The following is a 17,244-nucleotide window of genomic DNA, read 5'->3' on the forward strand; positions in this document are numbered from 1 at the left end:
CGATCGAAAGGAAAGTGCTGCTATTTTTTTGATGACATATTGAAAGAATTTCACTTGCAACTTAGCTGGCTTGGGCACTAATCACCCTTCAAATTGCCCCGGCCCCGGCGCCTTCCCGAATACAGGTATTTTCATGGCTCGCGACACCACCGACCAGACGCCGATCTCTTCGGTTCAGGAGCTGACCGACTATCTCGCCGCCGGCAATAAGCCGAAGGACCGGTTCCGCATCGGCACGGAACATGAGAAGTTCGTCTTCTTCCGCAAAGACAACAGCCCGGTTCCCTATTTCGGCGAAGCCAGCATCTCCGCGCTGCTGAAGGGTCTGCAGGCCAAGTCCGGCTGGGAGCCGATCACGGACGGCGACAATATCATTGGTCTTGGCGAGCAGAATGGCATGGGTGCCATCTCGATCGAGCCCGGCGGCCAGTTCGAGCTCTCGGGAGCGCCACTCGAAAACATTCACCAGACCTGCAAGGAATCCAACCAGCATCTGGCGCAGGTGCGCGAGATCGCAGAGCCCATGGGCATCGGTTTCCTCGGTATCGGCGGCAGCCCGACATGGACCTATGCGGAAACCCCGCATATGCCGAAGTCGCGCTACGAGATCATGACCAGCTACATGCCCGACGTCGGCAGCCGCGGTCTCGACATGATGTATCGCACCTGTACGATCCAGGTGAACCTCGATTTCTCCTCGGAAGACGACATGCGCCGCAAGATGCGCGTCTCGATGAAGCTGCAGTCGCTGGCGACCGCGCTCTTCGCCTCCTCTCCCTTCACCGAAGGCAAGCCCAACGGCATGCTCTCCTGGCGCGGCGATGTCTGGCGCGACGTGGACAACAGGCGCAGCGGCCTCCTGGACTTCACCTTCCGCGACGATTTCGGCTTCAAGGACTATGCCGAATGGGCGCTCGACGTGCCCATGTATTTCGTCATGCGCGACGGGCACTATCACCGGGCGACCCACGTCACCTTCCGCCAGTTCATGAACGGCGCGCTGAAGGGCGAAATCGCGGCCTATGAGCCGACGATGGGCGACTGGACGAACCATCTTTCGACGCTTTTCCCGGATGTGCGCCTGAAGCGGTTCCTGGAAATGCGCGGCGCGGATGGTGGCCCGTGGCGTCGCATCTGTGCCCTACCGGCCTTCTGGGTCGGCCTGCTCTACGATGATGATGCGCTCGCCGCCGCCGATGAGCTGACCAAGGACTGGGGCTTTGCCGAAGTGAATGCGCTGCGCAACACGGTGCCGGAGGAAGGGCTGAAGGCCACGTTCCGCGGCCATCAGCTGATCGGCACGGCGCGCGAAGTCGTCAATATTTCCCGGGTCGGCCTCAAGGCACGCAACAGGCTAAACGGCGACGGCGTCGACGAGAGCATCTTCCTGGCACCACTCGACGAGGTTCTGGCCAAGAAGGCGACGCTCGCCGAGGATCTGCTGGCGCTCTATCACGGCCGCTGGAACGGCTCGGTCGAGCCGGTCTTCCAGGAATATCAATACTAAGAGGCAAGCCGTCCCTTCCAAAAAGCCGTTTGCGCAATCCCATTTCGAGCTATAGTGGCGCGAATATGCGCCGCTATCCGGGAAAGGGACTTTCATGCTGCCACTCTTCGACATGATGATGCAGGCGCAGAATGGGGCGGCGATGGATGCCGTTGCCAAGCAGTTCAACCTCGCGCAGGAACAGGCAACGAAGGCGATGGCCGCGCTGACGCCGGCTTTTTCCGCCGGCCTCAAGCGCAGCACCAGCAACCCTTACGATTTCGTCGGCCTTATGCAGGCCGTGGCGTCGGGCAATTATGCCAAATATTTCGAGGACATGAGCAAGGCTTTTACCCCCGAAGGCATTTCCGACGGCAACAATATCCTCGCCCAGCTTTTCGGCTCCAAGGAGGTCTCACGCGCCATCGCCGCGCAGGCGGCGCAGATGACCGGCATCGGTCAGGAAATCTACAAGCAGATGCTGCCGGTCATGGCGGGCACGCTGATGGGCGGGTTGTTCAAGCAATCGATGGGGCAGATGGCCACGCCGGTCAATCCCTTTGTCAATACCGCCATGGGCGAGACGATCCAGAAATGGCTTGAGAGCACCGGTTTTGCGCCGAAGCCGAAGGCAGCACCCGAGCCCAGCATTTTCGATAATCCGTTCACACAGGCCATGCAGCTGATGTTCAGCGTGCCGAAGCCGGAAGCCGCACCGCAGCAGCCGGTCAATCCTTTCCTCGACAATCCCTTCGCCAAGGCATTCCAGGAAATGATGGCCGGCTTCCAGCAGCCGGCAGCCAAGGCCCCGCTGCCCAAGGAAGAACCGAAAGCCGGCGACAGCTATACCGAGATGCTGAACGCCATGTTCGACAGCGGTCTCGAAGTGCAGAAAAGCTATCAGAAGAACCTGGAAGCGATCTTCGAAGCCTATCGGCCGAAGACTGCCCCCTCGCCTGACAGCCCTCCTGGCAACAAGGCATAAAAAAACCCGGAGATGGCTTGGGAAAGCCGATCACCGGGTTAAGCAGCAGGGCTATTGGCTATCACCCTGCGGGGAAAAGACTTGCTCAGTCCCTGTAAGGGCGCCTGATCGTGAGCAGGTGGCGGCGCTTGGCCGCCTGCGTCAGGTGCTCCGACGGATCTTCAAAGAAGGTCGAAGCGAGGAATGCGGAGGTGACGTCGGCCCGCGACAGGCCGATATCCCGCAACTGATTGTCATCGAGCTCGTGCAGCCCATTCACCTGCGAGCGATTGCGCAGAATGCGAAGAGCGGTTGCCAGCGGCGCAAAGGCGGCCATCAGACGCTGCATGAGCGTCGGGGCGAGCTTGCCGCAGTCGAGTTCTAGTGTCTGTTCATGAGTGCGCATCGAACTCTCCTTTCTTCGGGGCGCAGAACAGCCCGCCCCGCCTGCGAGGTCGAGCAGGAAGGGTCAGCTGGTCACAGGCTGGACAGGCAGGGCGTCTGTCCTTCACTTTGCTTGATTTGCATCCCGAAGATGCCAAAGACCTATTGATCAGTCCAACGAATGTTTCTAATGATTAACATCAGAGATCTTTATGGATGGAGAGGATCATGTCGGCGCCGCTTGATATCGACCAGTTGCAGACCTTCATCGCGATCGTGGATTCCGGCAGCTTCACCAAGGCGGCCGACAAGGTCTACAAAACACAGTCCGCCGTCTCCATGCAGATGCGGCGCCTGGAAGAACGCATCGGCAAGCAGCTCTTCATCAAGGACGGCCGCGGCAACCGGCTGACGGTCGAAGGCGAGAAGCTGCTGAATTATGCGCGGCGCATGATCCGCCTGAACAATGAGGCGATCGCCGCCTTCGACGACAACAGGCTGGAAGGCACGTTGCGCATCGGCACGCCCGACGATTATGCCGACCGCTATATGCCCGAGATTATTGGCCGCTTTGCCAAGACGCATCCAAATGTCGAGCTCTATATCGTCTGCGAGCCTTCGGTCGACCTTGCCGAACGCATGCACAAGGGCGAGCTCGATATCGCACTTGTCACCCACAATCCGCGCGAGCGCATTTCGGATGTGGTGCGGACAGAACCGCTCTGCTGGGTGAGTTCCGCCAACCATCCGATCCGCGACGATGCGCCGGTGCCGCTTGCCGTCGGCCGGCGCGATTGCCAGTGGCGCCAGCTCGCCTGTTCGGCACTCGATGCCGTCGGCCGTGAATATCAGATCCTGTTCACCAGCTGGTCCTGTACCGTGGTCGCCTCGGCCGTGCTCGCCGGCATGGCGGTTTCGATCATGCCGGAATCGGCACTTCGGACAGGGATGAAGGTGTTGAGCCAGGCAGACGGCTTCCCGGCACTGCCGCCGGTGCAGATCGGGATCATGAAGCGACCCGGCGTTTCGCTGTCGCTGATGAACGCGATTACGGCACATATCACCGCCTGCCTCGACAACATCACGCCGACCGTCATCGAAGATGGGCTGGAGCAGGATGGGAAGACAGGCTACGCCCGCCACTATCCACGGCTCAAGGCTGCGGCGAGCATGATGCCGAGCTGGTAGGTCGTCTCAAGGTGCCGAAGCGGACGTCGGAGCAAACAGGGAAGCGCGGATCACGCGCTTCCATTCGTCGAGGATGCGCTCGCCGTCTTCGCTCAGCACCGCAAGGCGGATCGCCGCGCCGATCAGGTGGCTGAAAAGGTAAGTGCGCGCTTTCATCTGCTCATTGCAGAGTTCCGGCGACAGACGACGCACAGCCTCCTGGAAGATCTCGGCGACCTGGCCGCTATGCTCAATGTTCAGGCGCAGGAGATCCTGGTCTGTCTCCGTGCCCATCCAGACGCCGAGATAGGCGGCATCGTTGCGGTATTCGGCATAGTACCAGTCGATCATCGCCGAGATCAGGTCGAGCGCTTCATCGAAGGACCGAACATCCGCAAACATCTCCGCCGTCTTCTGCTGGATCGCCTGCGCATGGCGGTCGAATAGCGCTTTGACGATCGCCGCCTTTTCCGGGAAATACTGATAGACCGAACCGATCGGAACTTTTGCGGCGACGGCAAGCTCAGTCATCCGCATGGCGCTGACGCCCTTTTCGGCGATGATGGTGGCTGCCGCGTTGAGGATGAGATCCAGCCGCTGGATGCTTCGCTCCTGTTTCGGCTTCCTGCGAAGAGCAATACGATCCGAAATGTCCGCGCCCATGTGGTTCCCATCTGTCTCGTTATTGAGCGGCGGAGATGATGTGTCATACCGGCGCGTCGGGCGGATATGACATGCAGGTATTCATCCGTCGTAAAGGGAAATGGTCGGATTTTAAGCAATGGCAAGAGCGCAGGGGCAAAGGGGCGTTACGCCCCGTTTTGGCCTGTGTAAAAGTCAGTCTTAACACTTCATTCAGCAAGGCAGGCTGCGCACTTGTCACCCTGCCTTTTTCGCCTTGCGGCACACTCTCCAGGCCTGGTCAGGCGAGGTTCTGCTTCAGAAATTCGACCGTGCGGCTCCAGGCGAGATCGGCTGCCGCCTTGTCATAGCGGGCAGCGGACGTGTCGTTGTTGAAGGCGTGGTTGACCCCCTCATAGACGTAGATCTCAAATTTTTTACCATTCTCCTCGAGCGCCTTCTTGTAAGCGTCGATGCCGGCATTGATGCGATCGTCGAGGCCGGCATAGTGGAGCAGCAGCGCCGCCTTGATTTTGGGAACGTCAGAGGCCGGCGGCTGTGCACCGTAATAGGCCACGCCTGCCTTTAGCTCGGGTGACTTGACCGCGAGGTTGTTGACCGCGCCGCCGCCCCAGCAAAAGCCGATCGCGCCGACATTGCCGTTCGCAGCCTCGAGCTTGGAGAGGTAGACGACGGTCGCCTCGCCGTTCGCGACGGTTGTGGCCGCATCGAGCTTGCTGAACATATCGCGCGCCTGATCCTCGTTTTCAGGTGTGCCACCCTGCGGCGAAAGGAAATCCGGCGCGAGCGCCACGAAGCCTTCGAGCGCCATGCGGCGGGCGACATCGCGGATATGCGGATTGAGGCCGCGGTTCTCATGGATGACGATGACGGCGCCGAGTTTGCCGGACGCATTCTTCGGCTGCACCAGATAACCCTTCATGTCGCCGCCGCTGCCGGGATAGGTAATATCCTTAGCGGTCAGGCGATCGTCGTTTTCAGCGACGACCTCGGCGGCTGCCTTGTTGGCGGCCAAGAGCGGCGCGATTGCCGCGGCAGCGGTTGCCGTGCCGGCAAGCTTCGTGAGCTTGTCCATGAAGCTGCGGCGATCCAGCGTCAGGTGCGTATATTCATCATAGGCATTGATCATTGCCTGCGTAATGACGGGCTTTTCCATAACAGTCCTCCTCAGTTCCCACCCCATGCCCAATTGGCAAGGGGGAACTTAGGTCAGCAGCCGGTAACGCAGGAACAAAACTGTGTTACCGGCTTATCTGGAGGAAATCGCCCGGATCAGGAGAACAGCATCCAGCCGGCAAGCCAGGCCCACATGGCTCCCAGCACGACAAAACCGGCAGCAAAAAGCGGGCTGCGATAGCGCAGATCGTTGCTGGTGACATGCACATAGGCATGAACATACCGCAGGACGACGAAAAGCCAGGCAAGCACGACGGACACCAGATTATCGGCCTCGGTGATATAAAGAAGAATGCTGCAGGCATAGAAGAGCACCGGCAGCTCGAACTGGTTGGCGAGGTTGTTCTTGACGAAAAGGCATTCGGGCGGTTCGTCACGGTTCTCGCGATAGCCGGATTTCTTCATCCGCCCCTCACGAACCGCCTTGCCACGGCGCAGACCAAGCACTCCGTAAAGGATGTAGACCAACAGGACGTGGGCAAGCAGAGGCCAGAACATCTCAAAGCCGGTCATCATCATTCCTCTTACTTCGGCGACGGCGGGAGCAGTAGCGGAAAGACCGGACAGATACCAGAGCCATGACGGCCCGCCGTGGAGCGGGCCGTCTTCAGGGTCAGATCATCTTCGGATTTAGACCTGGGCGATACCGCCGTCGACGAAGATCTCGGCGCCGGTGATGAAGCTCGAATCTTCTGTCGCGAGGAAGAGGGCCGTTGCGGCGATTTCTTCCGGGCGGCCGACGCGACCCATCGGAACCTGTGATGCCATATAGTCCAGCAGGCCCTGCTGCTGTGCCTTGTCCTGGCCCGCGAGCTCAACGAGGCCTGTCGTTTCGGTCGGACCAGGGCTCAGCGTGTTGATGCGGATGCCGCGGTCCTTCAGGTCGAGGATCCAGTTACGGGAGAAGTTGCGGATCGCTGCCTTGGAGGCGGCATAGACGCTGAAGGCCGGCGTGCCCGATACCCCCGCCGTGGAGCCGGTCAGGATGACAGAGGAACCATGCCCGAGCAGCGGCAGCGCCTTCTGCACCGTAAAGAGCACGCCCTTCACATTGCGACCAAAGGTATCGTCATACTGTTCTTCGGTGATGGTACTGAGCGGCGCAAACGAGCCGCCACCGGCATTGACGAAGAGCACGTCAATGCGGCCGGCCTCCGCCTTCACCTGCTCATAGAGGCGATCGAGATCGGCAAGCTTTGCCGAGTCCGCCTGGATGCCGGTGACATTGCCGCCGATCTCGGCGACAGCCGCATCAAGAACCTCCTTGCGGCGGCCGGTGATGAAGAGGCGTGCGCCTTCGGCTGCGAAGCGCTTTGCGGTGGCAAGGCCGATGCCCGACGTGGCGCCGGTGATGACCGCGATCTTTCCGTTCAGTCTCCGTGTCCCATTCAGTGTCTGGTTCATTGTCGTCGTCTCCTGTTCTGTTCGACTGAACTGAAGATGTGGACGGGTCTTTCGTTTCTGAATAGAAAGAAATGAAAGATATCATTGCAGGAATGAAACGATGGGTTTTCCGGATTTCGAGGGCCTCGCCATGTTCGCCAAAGTGGCGGAGGAGCGCTCCTTCGCCCGCGCGGCCAAGACGCTCGGCGTTTCCGTACCGACGGTGTCGCGGGCGGTCAGCCGGCTGGAGGACCGGCTCGGCGCGCGGCTCTTCAACCGCACTTCCCGGCAGCTGGCACTCACCGATTTCGGGCTGCGGCTGGTCGGCCGCGCCCAGCGCATCTATGCGGAGGCGGAAGCGGCCGAGGATGCGGCGCGCGAACTTTCCACCCAGCCCCGCGGGCTGATCCGTCTCGCCGTGCCGATGGTCTTCGGGCGGCAATGGCTGGCGCCGATCCTGCCTGACTTCTTCGAACTCTATCCCGATATCTCCATCGACATGCATATGAGCGATGCGGTGGTCGATCTCGTGGGCGAAGGCTTCGATGCGGCACTGCGCATCGCGGTGCTGCCCGATTCCTCCCTCGTGGCGAAGAGGCTGGCGCCTGTCGCGCCCTTTATTCTCGCAGCCCCCTCCTATCTCGAAAGATACGGCTGTCCACGGCATCCGCGAGACCTCGCCGCCCATCATTGCCTCGGTTACGCCTACCGGCCGCGGCAGGATGTCTGGCGCTTCAGCAACAAGGCAGGGGAAGAGGAGATCGTGGTGCCGACCGGACCGCTGAGGGCCACCAATTCGGAGGCGCTGATCCCGATGGCGTTGCGCGGCCTCGGCATCGTCGAACTGCCGGAATTCATGGCTTACGAATACCTTAGCGACGGACGCCTGAAGGCGATCCTGACGGAGTGGACCTTGCCAAAGGGCGCCCTTTATTTCGTTACGCCGTCAGCGCGTGCCCGGCCGGCGAAAGTGGAAGCACTCGGAGATTTCTTTGCGGCAAGGCTTTCACAGCCGGTGTGGCGCTGGCCGCGATAAGCAATTCCAGCAAAAGTGTGCAGCGATTTTGCGTCCGGAATGCGCAAAGGAAGTGCTGCAAGCACTCAGTTTTCATGCGTTTGGTGGAGAATTGCGCCTCTCGCTATCAGAATGGCGCAGATGGCAAGGCTTGCGAATTTCAGCTTCGTCATCCACGGCAGGATCTGCGCGGCAAAGCCTGCCGCACCACTGTCGCTGAAGGCAACGAGGCTTGAGATGTTTTCTGCGTAATCGGCGAAGCCGTAAATGAATGGCAGGACGTAAGTGATCCGGCCGAGCAGGCGGGGCGCCTGCCGGCCGCGCCATGTCTCGATCGGGCCGAGCCGCAGGAAAATCAGGAATAGAAGGGCTGTCAGCAGGGCCGGAAAGATCAGCTCCGGGCCGAAATACATGGTCCGGAGAACGCGGCTAGCCGTCACGTTCTGGTCGAGCAGTGTCTGCATATGGAAGACGGCGGACTCATCATAGCCTACAAAATAGGTATCGAGCACCGCCTGCCCCGTCTCATGCTCGAAGGGCACGGTGTAGCCGAAGGTTGTCCAGCCGAGGACGACGAGGCAGAGGGCCGTGAGCAGCGCGATGATCCAGAGCGGAACCCGGCTGCCCGTTTCCATGATTAGACGCCGACGCCCGGATAGTTCGGGCTTTCGCGGGTGATCGTCACATCATGCGGATGGCTTTCGCGCAGGCCGGCGCCGGAGATACGCACGAAGGTGGCGCGCTCCTGGAACTCCTTGATGTCCTTGCCGCCGACATAGCCCATGGCAGCTTTGAGGCCGCCGGCGAGCTGATGCAGGACGCCGGAGACCGGCCCCTTGTACGGCACCTGTCCCTCGATGCCTTCAGGCACGAGTTTCAGCGTGTCGCGCACTTCCGCCTGGAAGTAGCGGTCTGCCGAACCGCGCGCCATGGCGCCGACGGACCCCATGCCGCGATAGGCCTTGAAGGAACGTCCCTGATAGAGATAGACCTCGCCCGGGCTTTCATCGGTACCGGCAAGCAGCGAGCCGATCATGACGGCAGAAGCGCCCGAAGCGATGGCCTTCGCCACGTCGCCCGAGAACTTGATGCCGCCATCGGCGATGACAGGAATATCCTGCGCCCTTGCGGCTTCGACCGCCGACATGATCGCAGCAAGCTGCGGAACGCCGACGCCGGCGACGATACGCGTCGTGCAGATCGAACCCGGACCGATACCGACCTTGACGGCATCAGCACCGGAATCGATCAACGCCTTGGTGCCATCGGCCGTTGCGACGTTACCGGCCATGATGCGGACGGAGTTGGAGAGCTTCTTGACGCGGGCGACGGCTTCCAGAACGCGAGCCGAATGACCATGGGCCGTATCGACGACGAGCAGGTCGACGCCGGCATCGATCAGCCGTTCGGCACGCTCGAAACCATCGTCACCGACGCCGACGGCAGCGGCAGCACGCAGGCGGCCCTGCGCATCCTTGGAGGCGTTCGGGTTCAGCTGCGCTTTTTCGATATCCTTGACGGTGATCAGACCGACGCAACGGCCCTCACCATCGACGACCAGCAGCTTCTCGATGCGGTGTGAGTGCAGCAGGCGCTTGGCCTCCTGCTGATCGACGTTTTCCTTGACCGTCACCAGATTCTGATGGGTCATGAGTTCGTAGATCTTCTGGGTCGGGTCAGATGCGAAGCGGACGTCGCGGTTGGTGACGATGCCAACGAGGCGGCCGGATTTCTCAACGACCGGGATGCCGGAGATGCCGTGCATCTTCATCAGCGCCAGGGCATCGGCAAGCGTAGCGTCCGGGCCGATGGTCACGGGATTGACGACCATGCCGCTTTCGAACTTCTTGACCTGACGAACCTGCTCCGCCTGCTCGACGGGGGTAAGGTTCTTGTGAATGACGCCAAGTCCGCCGGCCTGCGCCATAGCAATCGCCAGACGGCCTTCCGTGACGGTGTCCATCGCTGCTGATATGATCGGGATATTCAGCTCGAAGTCGGGTGCGAGGCGCGTTGCGACACTCGTCTGACCCGGCAGGACTTCGGAATGACCGGGTTGCAGGAGCACATCATCGAAGGTGAGTGCGTCGAGTCCGGTTGGCGTTTCAATGATGCGAGCCATGGCCAAATTCCTTCAAGAAAGAAAAATGCGTTCCACCCGGTACGAATCGTCCGCACCGGCGGTGTGCATGAGTTTATGGAAGTTGGCGAGGGCTGGTAACACGTCTATGACAGGAAGGAAATAGTAAAAAAGCCCGGCTGGTGGCCGGGCTTGGCATAGGTGCCATGCAGATAACGCGTGTCGCATGTCGTTCTCGCAAAACCGCTTCACACTTTTGCGCGACATGCTTTGTTTCACGCATGCCGTTCTCGCAAAACCGCGACGCACTTTTGCGCGACATGCTTTGGCTCAGATGTCGAACTGGTAGGTCTTTGGCACGAAGCGGTAACCGGCCTCTTGCTTTTCGACAAAACCGACTGACGGGAACGGCATGTGGTAGCCAAGGAAGGCGATTTTGTCGGTGGCGATCATGTCGAACACCTTCTTGCGGGTTGCGGCTGCCTGCGCCTTGTCCATGTCGAAACGCACTTCCCAGTCCGGCCGTTGCAGCGACAGGATGTAATGGTTTGCCGTATCACCCGTCATGACCAGCCGCTTGCCCTCGGATTCGACATGAAAGACCATGTGGCCGGGCGTATGGCCGGTTGCGAGCATCGCGGTCAGACCGGGCGCGATCGCATCGCCTTCCTTGACGAAGGTCGCCTTTTCGGCAAGCGGCACGACATTGGCAAGCACCGCCTTGTGGCCGCCTTCGGCCGGCGTGCCTTCCCGCGCCTTATCCGACCAGAAATCGTATTCGGCCTGCCCGATGACATAGCGGGCATTCTTGAAGGCCGGAGCACCACCTTCCATCAGACCGCCAATATGGTCCCCGTGCAGGTGCGTCAGGGCCACGACGGTGACGTCGTCAGGTGAATAACCTGCCGCCTTCAGCCCGGCGGTGAATTGGCCCAAGCCGCGTTCGCGGCCGGCCGCACCGAAGCCGGTATCGACGACGATGACGTCGGAACCCGTATCGACTACCGCAGGCGCATAGCTGTTTGCGAACTTGTCGGTTGGCAGGAAATTGGCGGCGAGAAGCGCCTGGACGGTCTGCGGATCCTGATTGGAACCGAAGGTCTCATAGGGCTTTTCGAGCACGTTGAAACCGTCGCGGACGGCAGTGAATTTGAAGGAGCCGAGCTTGAACTGATTGATCTGCGGCTGCGGGGTAACTTCCATATTGCCTGTTTCTCCAGTTGCAGCCGCATAGGCCGTTCCTCTCAGGATGACCGGTGCGGCGAGCAGACCGAGGCCTGCGGCAAAAAGCGCGCGTCGCTTTATTCCATGAAAAATCGTCATATATCCATCCTCGACACTGTGCGGTGTGTCACCGCACGACCCCCGATATTCCAGCCGGATCGATACAGGATTTCTGGCCCCGGCCGGGTAAGCATATGTCAATCTTGAGAGGCGAAAGTGTCAGGCAAGTCGTCTCACGCAGTCGTGATCCAAACGTGTAATGGAAACCGATTGAGGGATTGGCACAGCCCGTAACTGGGACTACACAGCACGGGCCTCCCAAGCCCCCCTCCGCATCCATCAAGGCATTCGCCTATGAACCGCATCGTCCCGCTGATCCTTGCCGTTGCTCTCTTCATGGAACAGATGGACTCGACTGTAATCGCGACGGCCCTGCCGGCGATCGCGGCCGATCTGCATGTCGGGCCGATCACGCTGAAACTGGCGCTGACCTCTTATATGGTGGCGCTTGCAGTGTTCATTCCGATCAGCGGCTGGATGGCAGACCGGTTCGGCGCAAAGAATATCTTCCGGCTGGCGATCTGTGTTTTCGTCGTCGGCTCCATCTTCTGCGCCTTCTCCTCCAATCTGATCGAATTCGTCTTTGCGCGCTTCCTGCAGGGCATGGGCGGCGCGATGATGACGCCGGTCGGGCGTCTGGTGCTGGTGCGGACGACGCAGAAGAGCGAACTGGTCTCAGCCATGGCGCTGCTGACGATCCCGGCCCTTGTCGGCCCGCTTGCCGGCCCGCCGCTTGGCGGCTTCATCACCACCTATTTCAGCTGGCACTGGATCTTCCTGATCAACGTGCCTGTCGGCGTCATCGGCGTTTGGCTTGCGACAATCTACCTGCCGGAAATAGAGGCGACGGCCCCGCCGAAGCTCGATTTCAACGGTTTTATCCTGACCAGTCTTGCTGCTGCAGGCGTCGTCTTCGGCCTCTCGGTCGTCAGCCTTCCGGCCCTGCCGCCAATCATCGGTATTGCGGCCACCGCGATCGGCATCCTCTGCGGCGTGCTCTATGTGCGCCACGCCAGGCGCTACCCGACGCCGATCCTCGATCTCAACCTGTTCAAGAATTCGACCTTCCGGGCCTCGACAAGCGGCGGCACGCTGTTCCGCATCTGTGTCGGCGCCATGCCGTTTCTGACGCCGCTGATGCTGCAGCTCGGATTTGGCCTTACGCCCTTTCAATCAGGCCTCATTACGTTTGCCGGCGCGATCGGGGCGATCACCACGAAGTTCATCGCGCGGCGCGTCTATAAGGCGATCGGCTTCCGCACCACGCTTCTCTGCGCCGGTGCGGTGACGACGGTCGTGACCGCCGTCACCGGCCTCTTCACGCCGGAGACACCGCATCTCGTCATCATCGGTGTGCTGCTGCTTGGCGGCTTTTCCCGCTCCTTCATGTTCACCGGCGTCAATGCGCTGGCCTTTGCGGATATCGACGATGCGCAGGCAAGCCAGGCGACATCCATGGCCTCGGTGATGCAGCAGATCAGCCTGGCGCTCGGCGTCGCGGTTGCCGCCTCGATCCTGGAAACCTCGATCTATTTCCGCGGAGCCGAGCTGCAGGTCATCGATTTCCACATCGCCTTCTTCGTCATCGCCGGCCTGACTGTCATCGCCACCATCCCCTTTGTCCGCATGGCCAAGGACGCAGGGGCTTCCGTGTCCGGCCACCGCGCCAAGCGCGTGCCGCCGACGATCAACGCCGAGCAGCAGCCGGTCAAGTAAGCATCTCCGTTTTTCTTCGAATCACGGAGATGCTCTATCTCGTTGTTTTTACGCAATTCCGGACGCAAAACCGCTGCACACTTTTGCTGGAATTGGTAGGGCTATTCAGCCTTCTCGCAAACGGCGCATAGCTTGTTGCCGTCGAGATCCCTGACATAGGCTGCGTAGAAATGCGCGTGATAGGAGCGCAGTCCCGGCTCGCCTTCATCGATAGCGCCGGCAGCAATCGCCGCTGCATGGAAGGCATCGACCGCCGCCCGCGTTTCCGCCTCAAAGGCGACCATGGAGCCGTTGCCGTTCGTCGCCCGGCGTCTGTTGAAAGGGGTTACGACCCAGAAGCGGCAGCGCGTATCGCCATCGGCGGCATAGCCGATCTCCTCCTCCGAATGGCGCTGGCGCCGGTAGCCGAGCACTGGCAGAACGGCATCATAGAAATGCCGGGCGCGATAGAGATCGTTGGTTCCGAGTGTAACGTAAAGAAGCATGGGATCGGCGGGCATCCAGTCCTGGGAAATTAATCATTCACAGGACTGACACAAAGATCAAGCGCCCTCGGGCTCTGCCTCGGCCTTGCGGCCCTTGAAGCCTTTCGCCAGCAGGAACATCTCGACCGATTCCGCGCGCGACGAGGCCGGCTTGACGTGCACGACCTGGCGGAAATGCTGCTTCAGCATGGCGAGCAGATCTCGCTCCGTGCCGCCCTGGAAGGTCTTGGCGAGGAAGTGGCCACCCTCGCCCAGCACCTCGACGGCGAAATGGGCCGCGACCTCACAAAGATGCATGGTGCGCAGATGGTCGGTGCGATGATGGCCGGTCGTCGGTGCCGCCATATCCGAAATCACCAGATCCGGCGTGCCGCCGACGGCCGCCATCAGCTTCTCTGGCGCCGTCGGATCGAGAAAGTCGAGCTGCAGGATCGTGACGCCGGGAAGCTGCGTCATTTCCAGAAAGTCGATGGCGGCCACACGGATATCCTCATCCGTCGATCCGGTCACTTTTGCGGCTATCTGCGACCAGCTGCCGGGAGCGGCACCGAGGTCGATGATGCGTCTTGCACCCTTCAGGATGTTATATTTCTCGTCGATCTCAAGGAGCTTGAAAGCCGCGCGGGCGCGATAGCCTTCCAGCTGGGCGCGCTGCACATAGGGATCGTTGATATGGCGCTCCAGCCACTGGCGTGAGGAAGCCTTGAGCTTCTTCTTCTTGACGCGTTGGCCGAGCTTGCGGCCGGTGCGGCTTCCCGCGATCGTTGGCTTGGTCATGCCTACCCCTTGTTTCCCCGCTGGCCGCGGCGGTTGCGATGCCGCCGCCAGACGCCGTCATCGGCCATCATGTCGGTGAGCAGGCCTTCCCTCAAGCCACGATCGGCAACCCGCATGCGCGGGCTCGGCCAACGGCGGCGGATCGCCTCCAGAATGGCGCAGCCGGCAAGCACGAGATCGGCGCGATCCGGCCCGATGCAGGGATTGGCGGCGCGGCTTTCAAAATTCCAGGAGAGAAGCTTCGCCTGCATGGCGGAGACTTCTCCATCCGACAGCCATATGCCATCGACCTTGCGACGGTCGTAACGCGGCAGGTCGAGATGCACGCCGGCAAGCGTCGTCACCGTGCCCGAGGTGCCTATCAGATGAAAATCGCCGTCCTCGCCAATCTCGATCTCCGGGCAGTCGAAATTCGACAGCATGCCCGCGACTTCGCTCACCATGCCCTCGAAAACATCAGGCGTCACATCGCGCCCGCCGTGGCGCTCCGAGAGGGTGACGACGCCGACGGGCAGCGAGGTCCAGTGGGTGATGTGATTGGCAAGGCGGGCGAAGCGGTTATCGCCGATGCGGATGACGGCAATTTCCGAGGACCCGCCGCCGATGTCGAAAAGCACGACGGAGCGCGCCTCGCGGCCGACCAGCGAGGAGCAGCCGGAAACGGCAAGCCGCGCCTCGGTTTCACGATCGATGATTTCGAGTTCCAGTCCGGTCTCGACCACGACGCGCTTCAGGAATTCCTCGCCATTGGCCGCCTGACGGCAGGCCTCGGTCGCAATCAGCCGCATGCGGCGGATCTCGCGGTTCCGGAGCTTGGAGGCGCAGATCCGGAGCGCATCGACCGCCCTCTCCATCGCCTCGTCGGACAGCCTGCCGCTGGCGGCAAGCCCTTCACCGAGGCGCACGATACGAGAAAAGGCATCGACGACACGAAACTGGCCGGGACGTGTGGGTTGGGCGATCAGCAGGCGGCAATTGTTGGTGCCGAGATCAAGCGCGGCATAGAGTTCGTCGGGCCAGGGGTGTTCGCCCCCTGCCCGTTCGTCTTCATGACCTGACTGACGGCTCCTGCGATTTGCCGCTTCGGTATCCTGCAGCACAGGGCGCGACGGCGCTTCAGCGCGATGTTCGGGCCTTGCGGACGGCGGCGCCTGCACAGGAGCCAGCGGCCTGCCCTGCAGACCCCGCTTGCTGCGATGCTTGCGTCGGTTACGTCGGCTGGAGGACGAATCGCCATCCGGCCGCGGACCATGGCCGTGAGCGACGGCCTGAACGACAGGCATCGACTGGACGACAGTATCGGGCTGGGATGGGCCACGCCCACCGCGACGGCGGCGTTTCCGCTTGCGGGCCGGGTTTTCCGCATCTTCCTTCGGGCGCGCTGCCTCCCCGGCATGGCCGGAGAGATCATGCGAAGCGGGATGAGCGGCGTTGCGGGATTGCCCGCCACGCTTGCCCTTGCGACGCCTGGACTTCTTGCCGTCCTTGCGCCCTGCCGCCGACGCCCCGTCAAATTGCGGCCTTGCGCCGCCTTCGGGGTCTTCCACGTTTGTTTTCCATCGCGCCGCGCAAGTCCAGAAAGGTATGCAGCAGGCGCTCATTCGATTTTTGCGTTGGCGCGAAGATATCAGTGACCGGCGAAATCACCAAATTCTTTTTGATTCCGGATTTTAGCCACCCCATTTTCACCCGGTGCGAAGGGATCGAATTTTTTCAAAACGGGTATTTGCAATCCGCCCGGTTTTGGTTATAAGCGCCGCACGGCAGCCAAGCCATGCTTCGGCAGCGACTGCTGGGGAATAGTTCAATGGTAGAACGACGGACTCTGACTCCGTTAATCTTGGTTCGAGTCCAGGTTCCCCAGCCAAATTTCTCCTCCTAATTTTAGCTGTCTTGAATTGAGAGTTTTCTGCGCCCATTCCCGCACAACCGCAGTAGCAAAACCTCAACCTTCCGCCGTTAGAATCACTCCAGCTCCCTGGAGACGATTCGTGCCATGAAGACCTTTTCTGCCCTATTGCTGACGACACTTCTCATTCCAGCCGCAGCCCGGAGCGAGACGGAATGGATGGGTGATGCGCGGCAGTGGTCGGTCGGGTTCGTCGGCGAGAAGCCGTCCTATTGCCGGCTGGTCTGGAACAACGAGCTCGGCAAGACGGTCGAATTCCGCCAGAGCCTCGACAGCGTCATGTGGCTGGTTTCGAAGGATGGCTGGGATATCCCCGAGGGCACGACGACCAAGGTGACGCTTGTCGGCTATTCCGGCACCAAGGCCGTTCCGGCCGAAGCCTTCGACAGCAAGACGCTTCGCATCCTGCCGGCCTCTGAGAAGACGGGTGTGGCGCAGATCAAGAAAGTCCTCAAGAATTCCTTTGTCGGCACGCCGGATATGGAGCTGGATTTTGCCGGAAATGAAGAGCCTTGGGTGGTGCCTCTGTCGCGGCTGCAACAGATGTATACGACCTACATCAACTGCCTGAACCGCCTCGTCCCGGCCAATCAGGCCAGCCAGGTTTCGGACAAGACACAGCCGTTCTAAAGCGTGTCGCGATCATTCGGATTCGCTTTCCAGACTTTACCTCCTCATCTCCCGCACGTCGTTATCGCAAAACCGCTGAACACTTTTGCGCGATATGCTTTCGGTGCTCGCTTTCTGCGTCGCCACGCCGCAGCAGCGCGCCACAA

At 60.8% G+C, this 17,244-nt stretch carries 17 protein-coding genes and 1 tRNA gene; 7 read left to right on the forward strand and 11 right to left on the reverse strand.

Going from position 1 to position 17,244, the window contains the following annotated elements; all coding sequences use genetic code 11:
• The first annotated feature begins 133 nt into the window (after positions 1–133).
• Both PMI11_RS16900 and PMI11_RS16905 read left to right on the forward strand, forming a co-directional pair.
• The gene (locus PMI11_RS16900; protein ID WP_007819221.1) at positions 134–1,507 is read left to right on the forward strand and encodes a glutamate--cysteine ligase; all 1,374 of its coding nucleotides are present in this window, start codon (positions 134–136) and stop codon (positions 1,505–1,507) included.
• 94 nt (positions 1,508–1,601) lie between these two features.
• Positions 1,602–2,471, forward strand: coding sequence for a DUF937 domain-containing protein (locus PMI11_RS16905; RefSeq protein ID WP_007819223.1), 870 nt, complete (start codon positions 1,602–1,604; stop codon positions 2,469–2,471).
• A gap of 85 nt (positions 2,472–2,556) precedes the next feature.
• Here the strand turns inward: PMI11_RS16905 and PMI11_RS16910 are convergent, their stop codons facing one another.
• Positions 2,557–2,856 (reverse strand): DUF1127 domain-containing protein, encoded by a 300-nt coding sequence (locus tag PMI11_RS16910; RefSeq protein WP_007819230.1) that lies wholly within the window; start codon positions 2,854–2,856, stop codon positions 2,557–2,559.
• Between the two features lie 206 nt (positions 2,857–3,062).
• Here PMI11_RS16910 and PMI11_RS16915 point away from each other — a divergent pair, with 206 nt between their 5' ends.
• Positions 3,063–4,022 carry a LysR substrate-binding domain-containing protein gene (locus tag PMI11_RS16915; RefSeq protein WP_007819231.1) on the forward strand — a complete coding sequence of 320 codons (960 nt, stop codon included), beginning with the start codon at positions 3,063–3,065 and terminating at the stop codon, positions 4,020–4,022.
• Positions 4,023–4,028: 6 nt separating this feature from the next.
• On the opposite strand, the gene PMI11_RS16920 is transcribed toward PMI11_RS16915, so the two are convergent.
• From PMI11_RS16920 to PMI11_RS16935, 4 genes are all read right to left on the reverse strand, one after another.
• Positions 4,029–4,664, reverse strand: coding sequence for a TetR/AcrR family transcriptional regulator (locus PMI11_RS16920; protein WP_007819232.1), 636 nt, complete (start codon positions 4,662–4,664; stop codon positions 4,029–4,031).
• A gap of 259 nt (positions 4,665–4,923) precedes the next feature.
• Entirely contained in the window at positions 4,924–5,799 is an 876-nt protein-coding gene (locus tag PMI11_RS16925; RefSeq protein WP_007819234.1) for a dienelactone hydrolase family protein, read from the reverse strand.
• 116 nt (positions 5,800–5,915) lie between these two features.
• Positions 5,916–6,332: an MAPEG family protein gene (locus tag PMI11_RS16930; protein WP_007819236.1), complete on the reverse strand. Its 417-nt coding sequence runs from the start codon at positions 6,330–6,332 to the stop codon at positions 5,916–5,918.
• 117 nt (positions 6,333–6,449) lie between these two features.
• Complete coding sequence (locus tag PMI11_RS16935; protein ID WP_007819237.1) at positions 6,450–7,223, reverse strand: SDR family NAD(P)-dependent oxidoreductase; 774 nt, start codon at positions 7,221–7,223, stop codon at positions 6,450–6,452.
• 100 nt (positions 7,224–7,323) lie between these two features.
• On the opposite strand from PMI11_RS16935, the gene PMI11_RS16940 reads away from it, so the two are divergent.
• Entirely contained in the window at positions 7,324–8,238 is a 915-nt protein-coding gene (locus PMI11_RS16940; protein WP_007819238.1) for a LysR family transcriptional regulator, read from the forward strand.
• Positions 8,239–8,303: 65 nt separating this feature from the next.
• Here PMI11_RS16940 and PMI11_RS16945 read toward each other — a convergent pair whose 3' ends face one another.
• The 3 genes from PMI11_RS16945 to PMI11_RS16955 form a co-directional block, all read right to left on the reverse strand.
• Positions 8,304–8,852 carry a hypothetical protein gene (locus PMI11_RS16945; protein WP_007819239.1) on the reverse strand — a complete coding sequence of 183 codons (549 nt, stop codon included), beginning with the start codon at positions 8,850–8,852 and terminating at the stop codon, positions 8,304–8,306.
• Between the two features lie 2 nt (positions 8,853–8,854).
• Positions 8,855–10,339, reverse strand: coding sequence for an IMP dehydrogenase (gene guaB, locus PMI11_RS16950; RefSeq protein WP_007819240.1), 1,485 nt, complete (start codon positions 10,337–10,339; stop codon positions 8,855–8,857).
• A gap of 288 nt (positions 10,340–10,627) precedes the next feature.
• Positions 10,628–11,620 (reverse strand): MBL fold metallo-hydrolase, encoded by a 993-nt coding sequence (locus tag PMI11_RS16955; protein WP_007819241.1) that lies wholly within the window; start codon positions 11,618–11,620, stop codon positions 10,628–10,630.
• Positions 11,621–11,875: 255 nt separating this feature from the next.
• Between PMI11_RS16955 and PMI11_RS16960 the strand changes: the two genes are divergently transcribed.
• A complete protein-coding gene (locus PMI11_RS16960; RefSeq protein ID WP_007819246.1) occupies positions 11,876–13,297 on the forward strand; it encodes a DHA2 family efflux MFS transporter permease subunit in 1,422 nt (473 codons plus the stop codon).
• A 101-nt stretch (positions 13,298–13,398) separates the two neighbouring features.
• On the opposite strand, the gene PMI11_RS16965 is transcribed toward PMI11_RS16960, so the two are convergent.
• Genes PMI11_RS16965 through PMI11_RS16975 form a run of 3 tightly spaced genes read right to left on the reverse strand, consistent with a single transcriptional unit; the run spans position 13,399 to position 16,106 of the window.
• Positions 13,399–13,782, reverse strand: a complete 384-nt coding sequence (locus PMI11_RS16965; protein WP_037071591.1) for a VOC family protein — start codon at positions 13,780–13,782, stop codon at positions 13,399–13,401.
• Between the two features lie 57 nt (positions 13,783–13,839).
• Positions 13,840–14,559, reverse strand: a complete 720-nt coding sequence (locus PMI11_RS16970) for an RlmE family RNA methyltransferase (RefSeq protein WP_007819249.1) — start codon at positions 14,557–14,559, stop codon at positions 13,840–13,842.
• A 2-nt stretch (positions 14,560–14,561) separates the two neighbouring features.
• Complete coding sequence (locus PMI11_RS16975) at positions 14,562–16,106, reverse strand: Ppx/GppA phosphatase family protein (protein ID WP_007819251.1); 1,545 nt, start codon at positions 16,104–16,106, stop codon at positions 14,562–14,564.
• A gap of 246 nt (positions 16,107–16,352) precedes the next feature.
• Here PMI11_RS16975 and PMI11_RS16980 point away from each other — a divergent pair.
• Positions 16,353–16,426: transfer RNA gene (locus PMI11_RS16980), tRNA-Gln, on the forward strand.
• Positions 16,427–16,555: 129 nt separating this feature from the next.
• A complete protein-coding gene (locus tag PMI11_RS16985; protein ID WP_007819253.1) occupies positions 16,556–17,098 on the forward strand; it encodes a hypothetical protein in 543 nt (180 codons plus the stop codon).
• Positions 17,099–17,244: the final 146 nt, after the last annotated feature.

The organism is Rhizobium sp. CF142 (assembly GCF_000281145.1).
GTDB lineage: Bacteria > Pseudomonadota > Alphaproteobacteria > Rhizobiales > Rhizobiaceae > Rhizobium.

Bases quoted from the DNA above. Each gene is read 5' to 3' on its own strand.
- PMI11_RS16910 (WP_007819230.1), bottom strand. From the start codon at position 2,856: ATGCGCACTCATGAACAGACACTAGAACTCGACTGCGGCAAGCTCGCC.
- PMI11_RS16945 (WP_007819239.1), bottom strand. From the start codon at position 8,852: ATGGAAACGGGCAGCCGGGTTCCGCTCTGGATCATCGCGCTGCTCACG.
- guaB (WP_007819240.1), bottom strand. From the start codon at position 10,339: ATGGCTCGCATCATTGAAACGCCAACCGGACTCGACGCACTCACCTTC.
- PMI11_RS16900 (WP_007819221.1), top strand. From the start codon at position 134: ATGGCTCGCGACACCACCGACCAGACGCCGATCTCTTCGGTTCAGGAG.
- PMI11_RS16940 (WP_007819238.1), top strand. From the start codon at position 7,324: ATGGGTTTTCCGGATTTCGAGGGCCTCGCCATGTTCGCCAAAGTGGCG.
- PMI11_RS16965 (WP_037071591.1), bottom strand. From the start codon at position 13,782: ATGCTTCTTTACGTTACACTCGGAACCAACGATCTCTATCGCGCCCGG.
- PMI11_RS16955 (WP_007819241.1), bottom strand. From the start codon at position 11,620: ATGACGATTTTTCATGGAATAAAGCGACGCGCGCTTTTTGCCGCAGGC.
- PMI11_RS16960 (WP_007819246.1), top strand. From the start codon at position 11,876: ATGAACCGCATCGTCCCGCTGATCCTTGCCGTTGCTCTCTTCATGGAA.
- PMI11_RS16915 (WP_007819231.1), top strand. From the start codon at position 3,063: ATGTCGGCGCCGCTTGATATCGACCAGTTGCAGACCTTCATCGCGATC.
- PMI11_RS16930 (WP_007819236.1), bottom strand. From the start codon at position 6,332: ATGACCGGCTTTGAGATGTTCTGGCCTCTGCTTGCCCACGTCCTGTTG.
- PMI11_RS16920 (WP_007819232.1), bottom strand. From the start codon at position 4,664: ATGGGCGCGGACATTTCGGATCGTATTGCTCTTCGCAGGAAGCCGAAA.
- PMI11_RS16905 (WP_007819223.1), top strand. From the start codon at position 1,602: ATGCTGCCACTCTTCGACATGATGATGCAGGCGCAGAATGGGGCGGCG.
- PMI11_RS16935 (WP_007819237.1), bottom strand. From the start codon at position 7,223: ATGAACCAGACACTGAATGGGACACGGAGACTGAACGGAAAGATCGCG.
- PMI11_RS16925 (WP_007819234.1), bottom strand. From the start codon at position 5,799: ATGGAAAAGCCCGTCATTACGCAGGCAATGATCAATGCCTATGATGAA.
- PMI11_RS16985 (WP_007819253.1), top strand. From the start codon at position 16,556: ATGAAGACCTTTTCTGCCCTATTGCTGACGACACTTCTCATTCCAGCC.
- PMI11_RS16970 (WP_007819249.1), bottom strand. From the start codon at position 14,559: ATGACCAAGCCAACGATCGCGGGAAGCCGCACCGGCCGCAAGCTCGGC.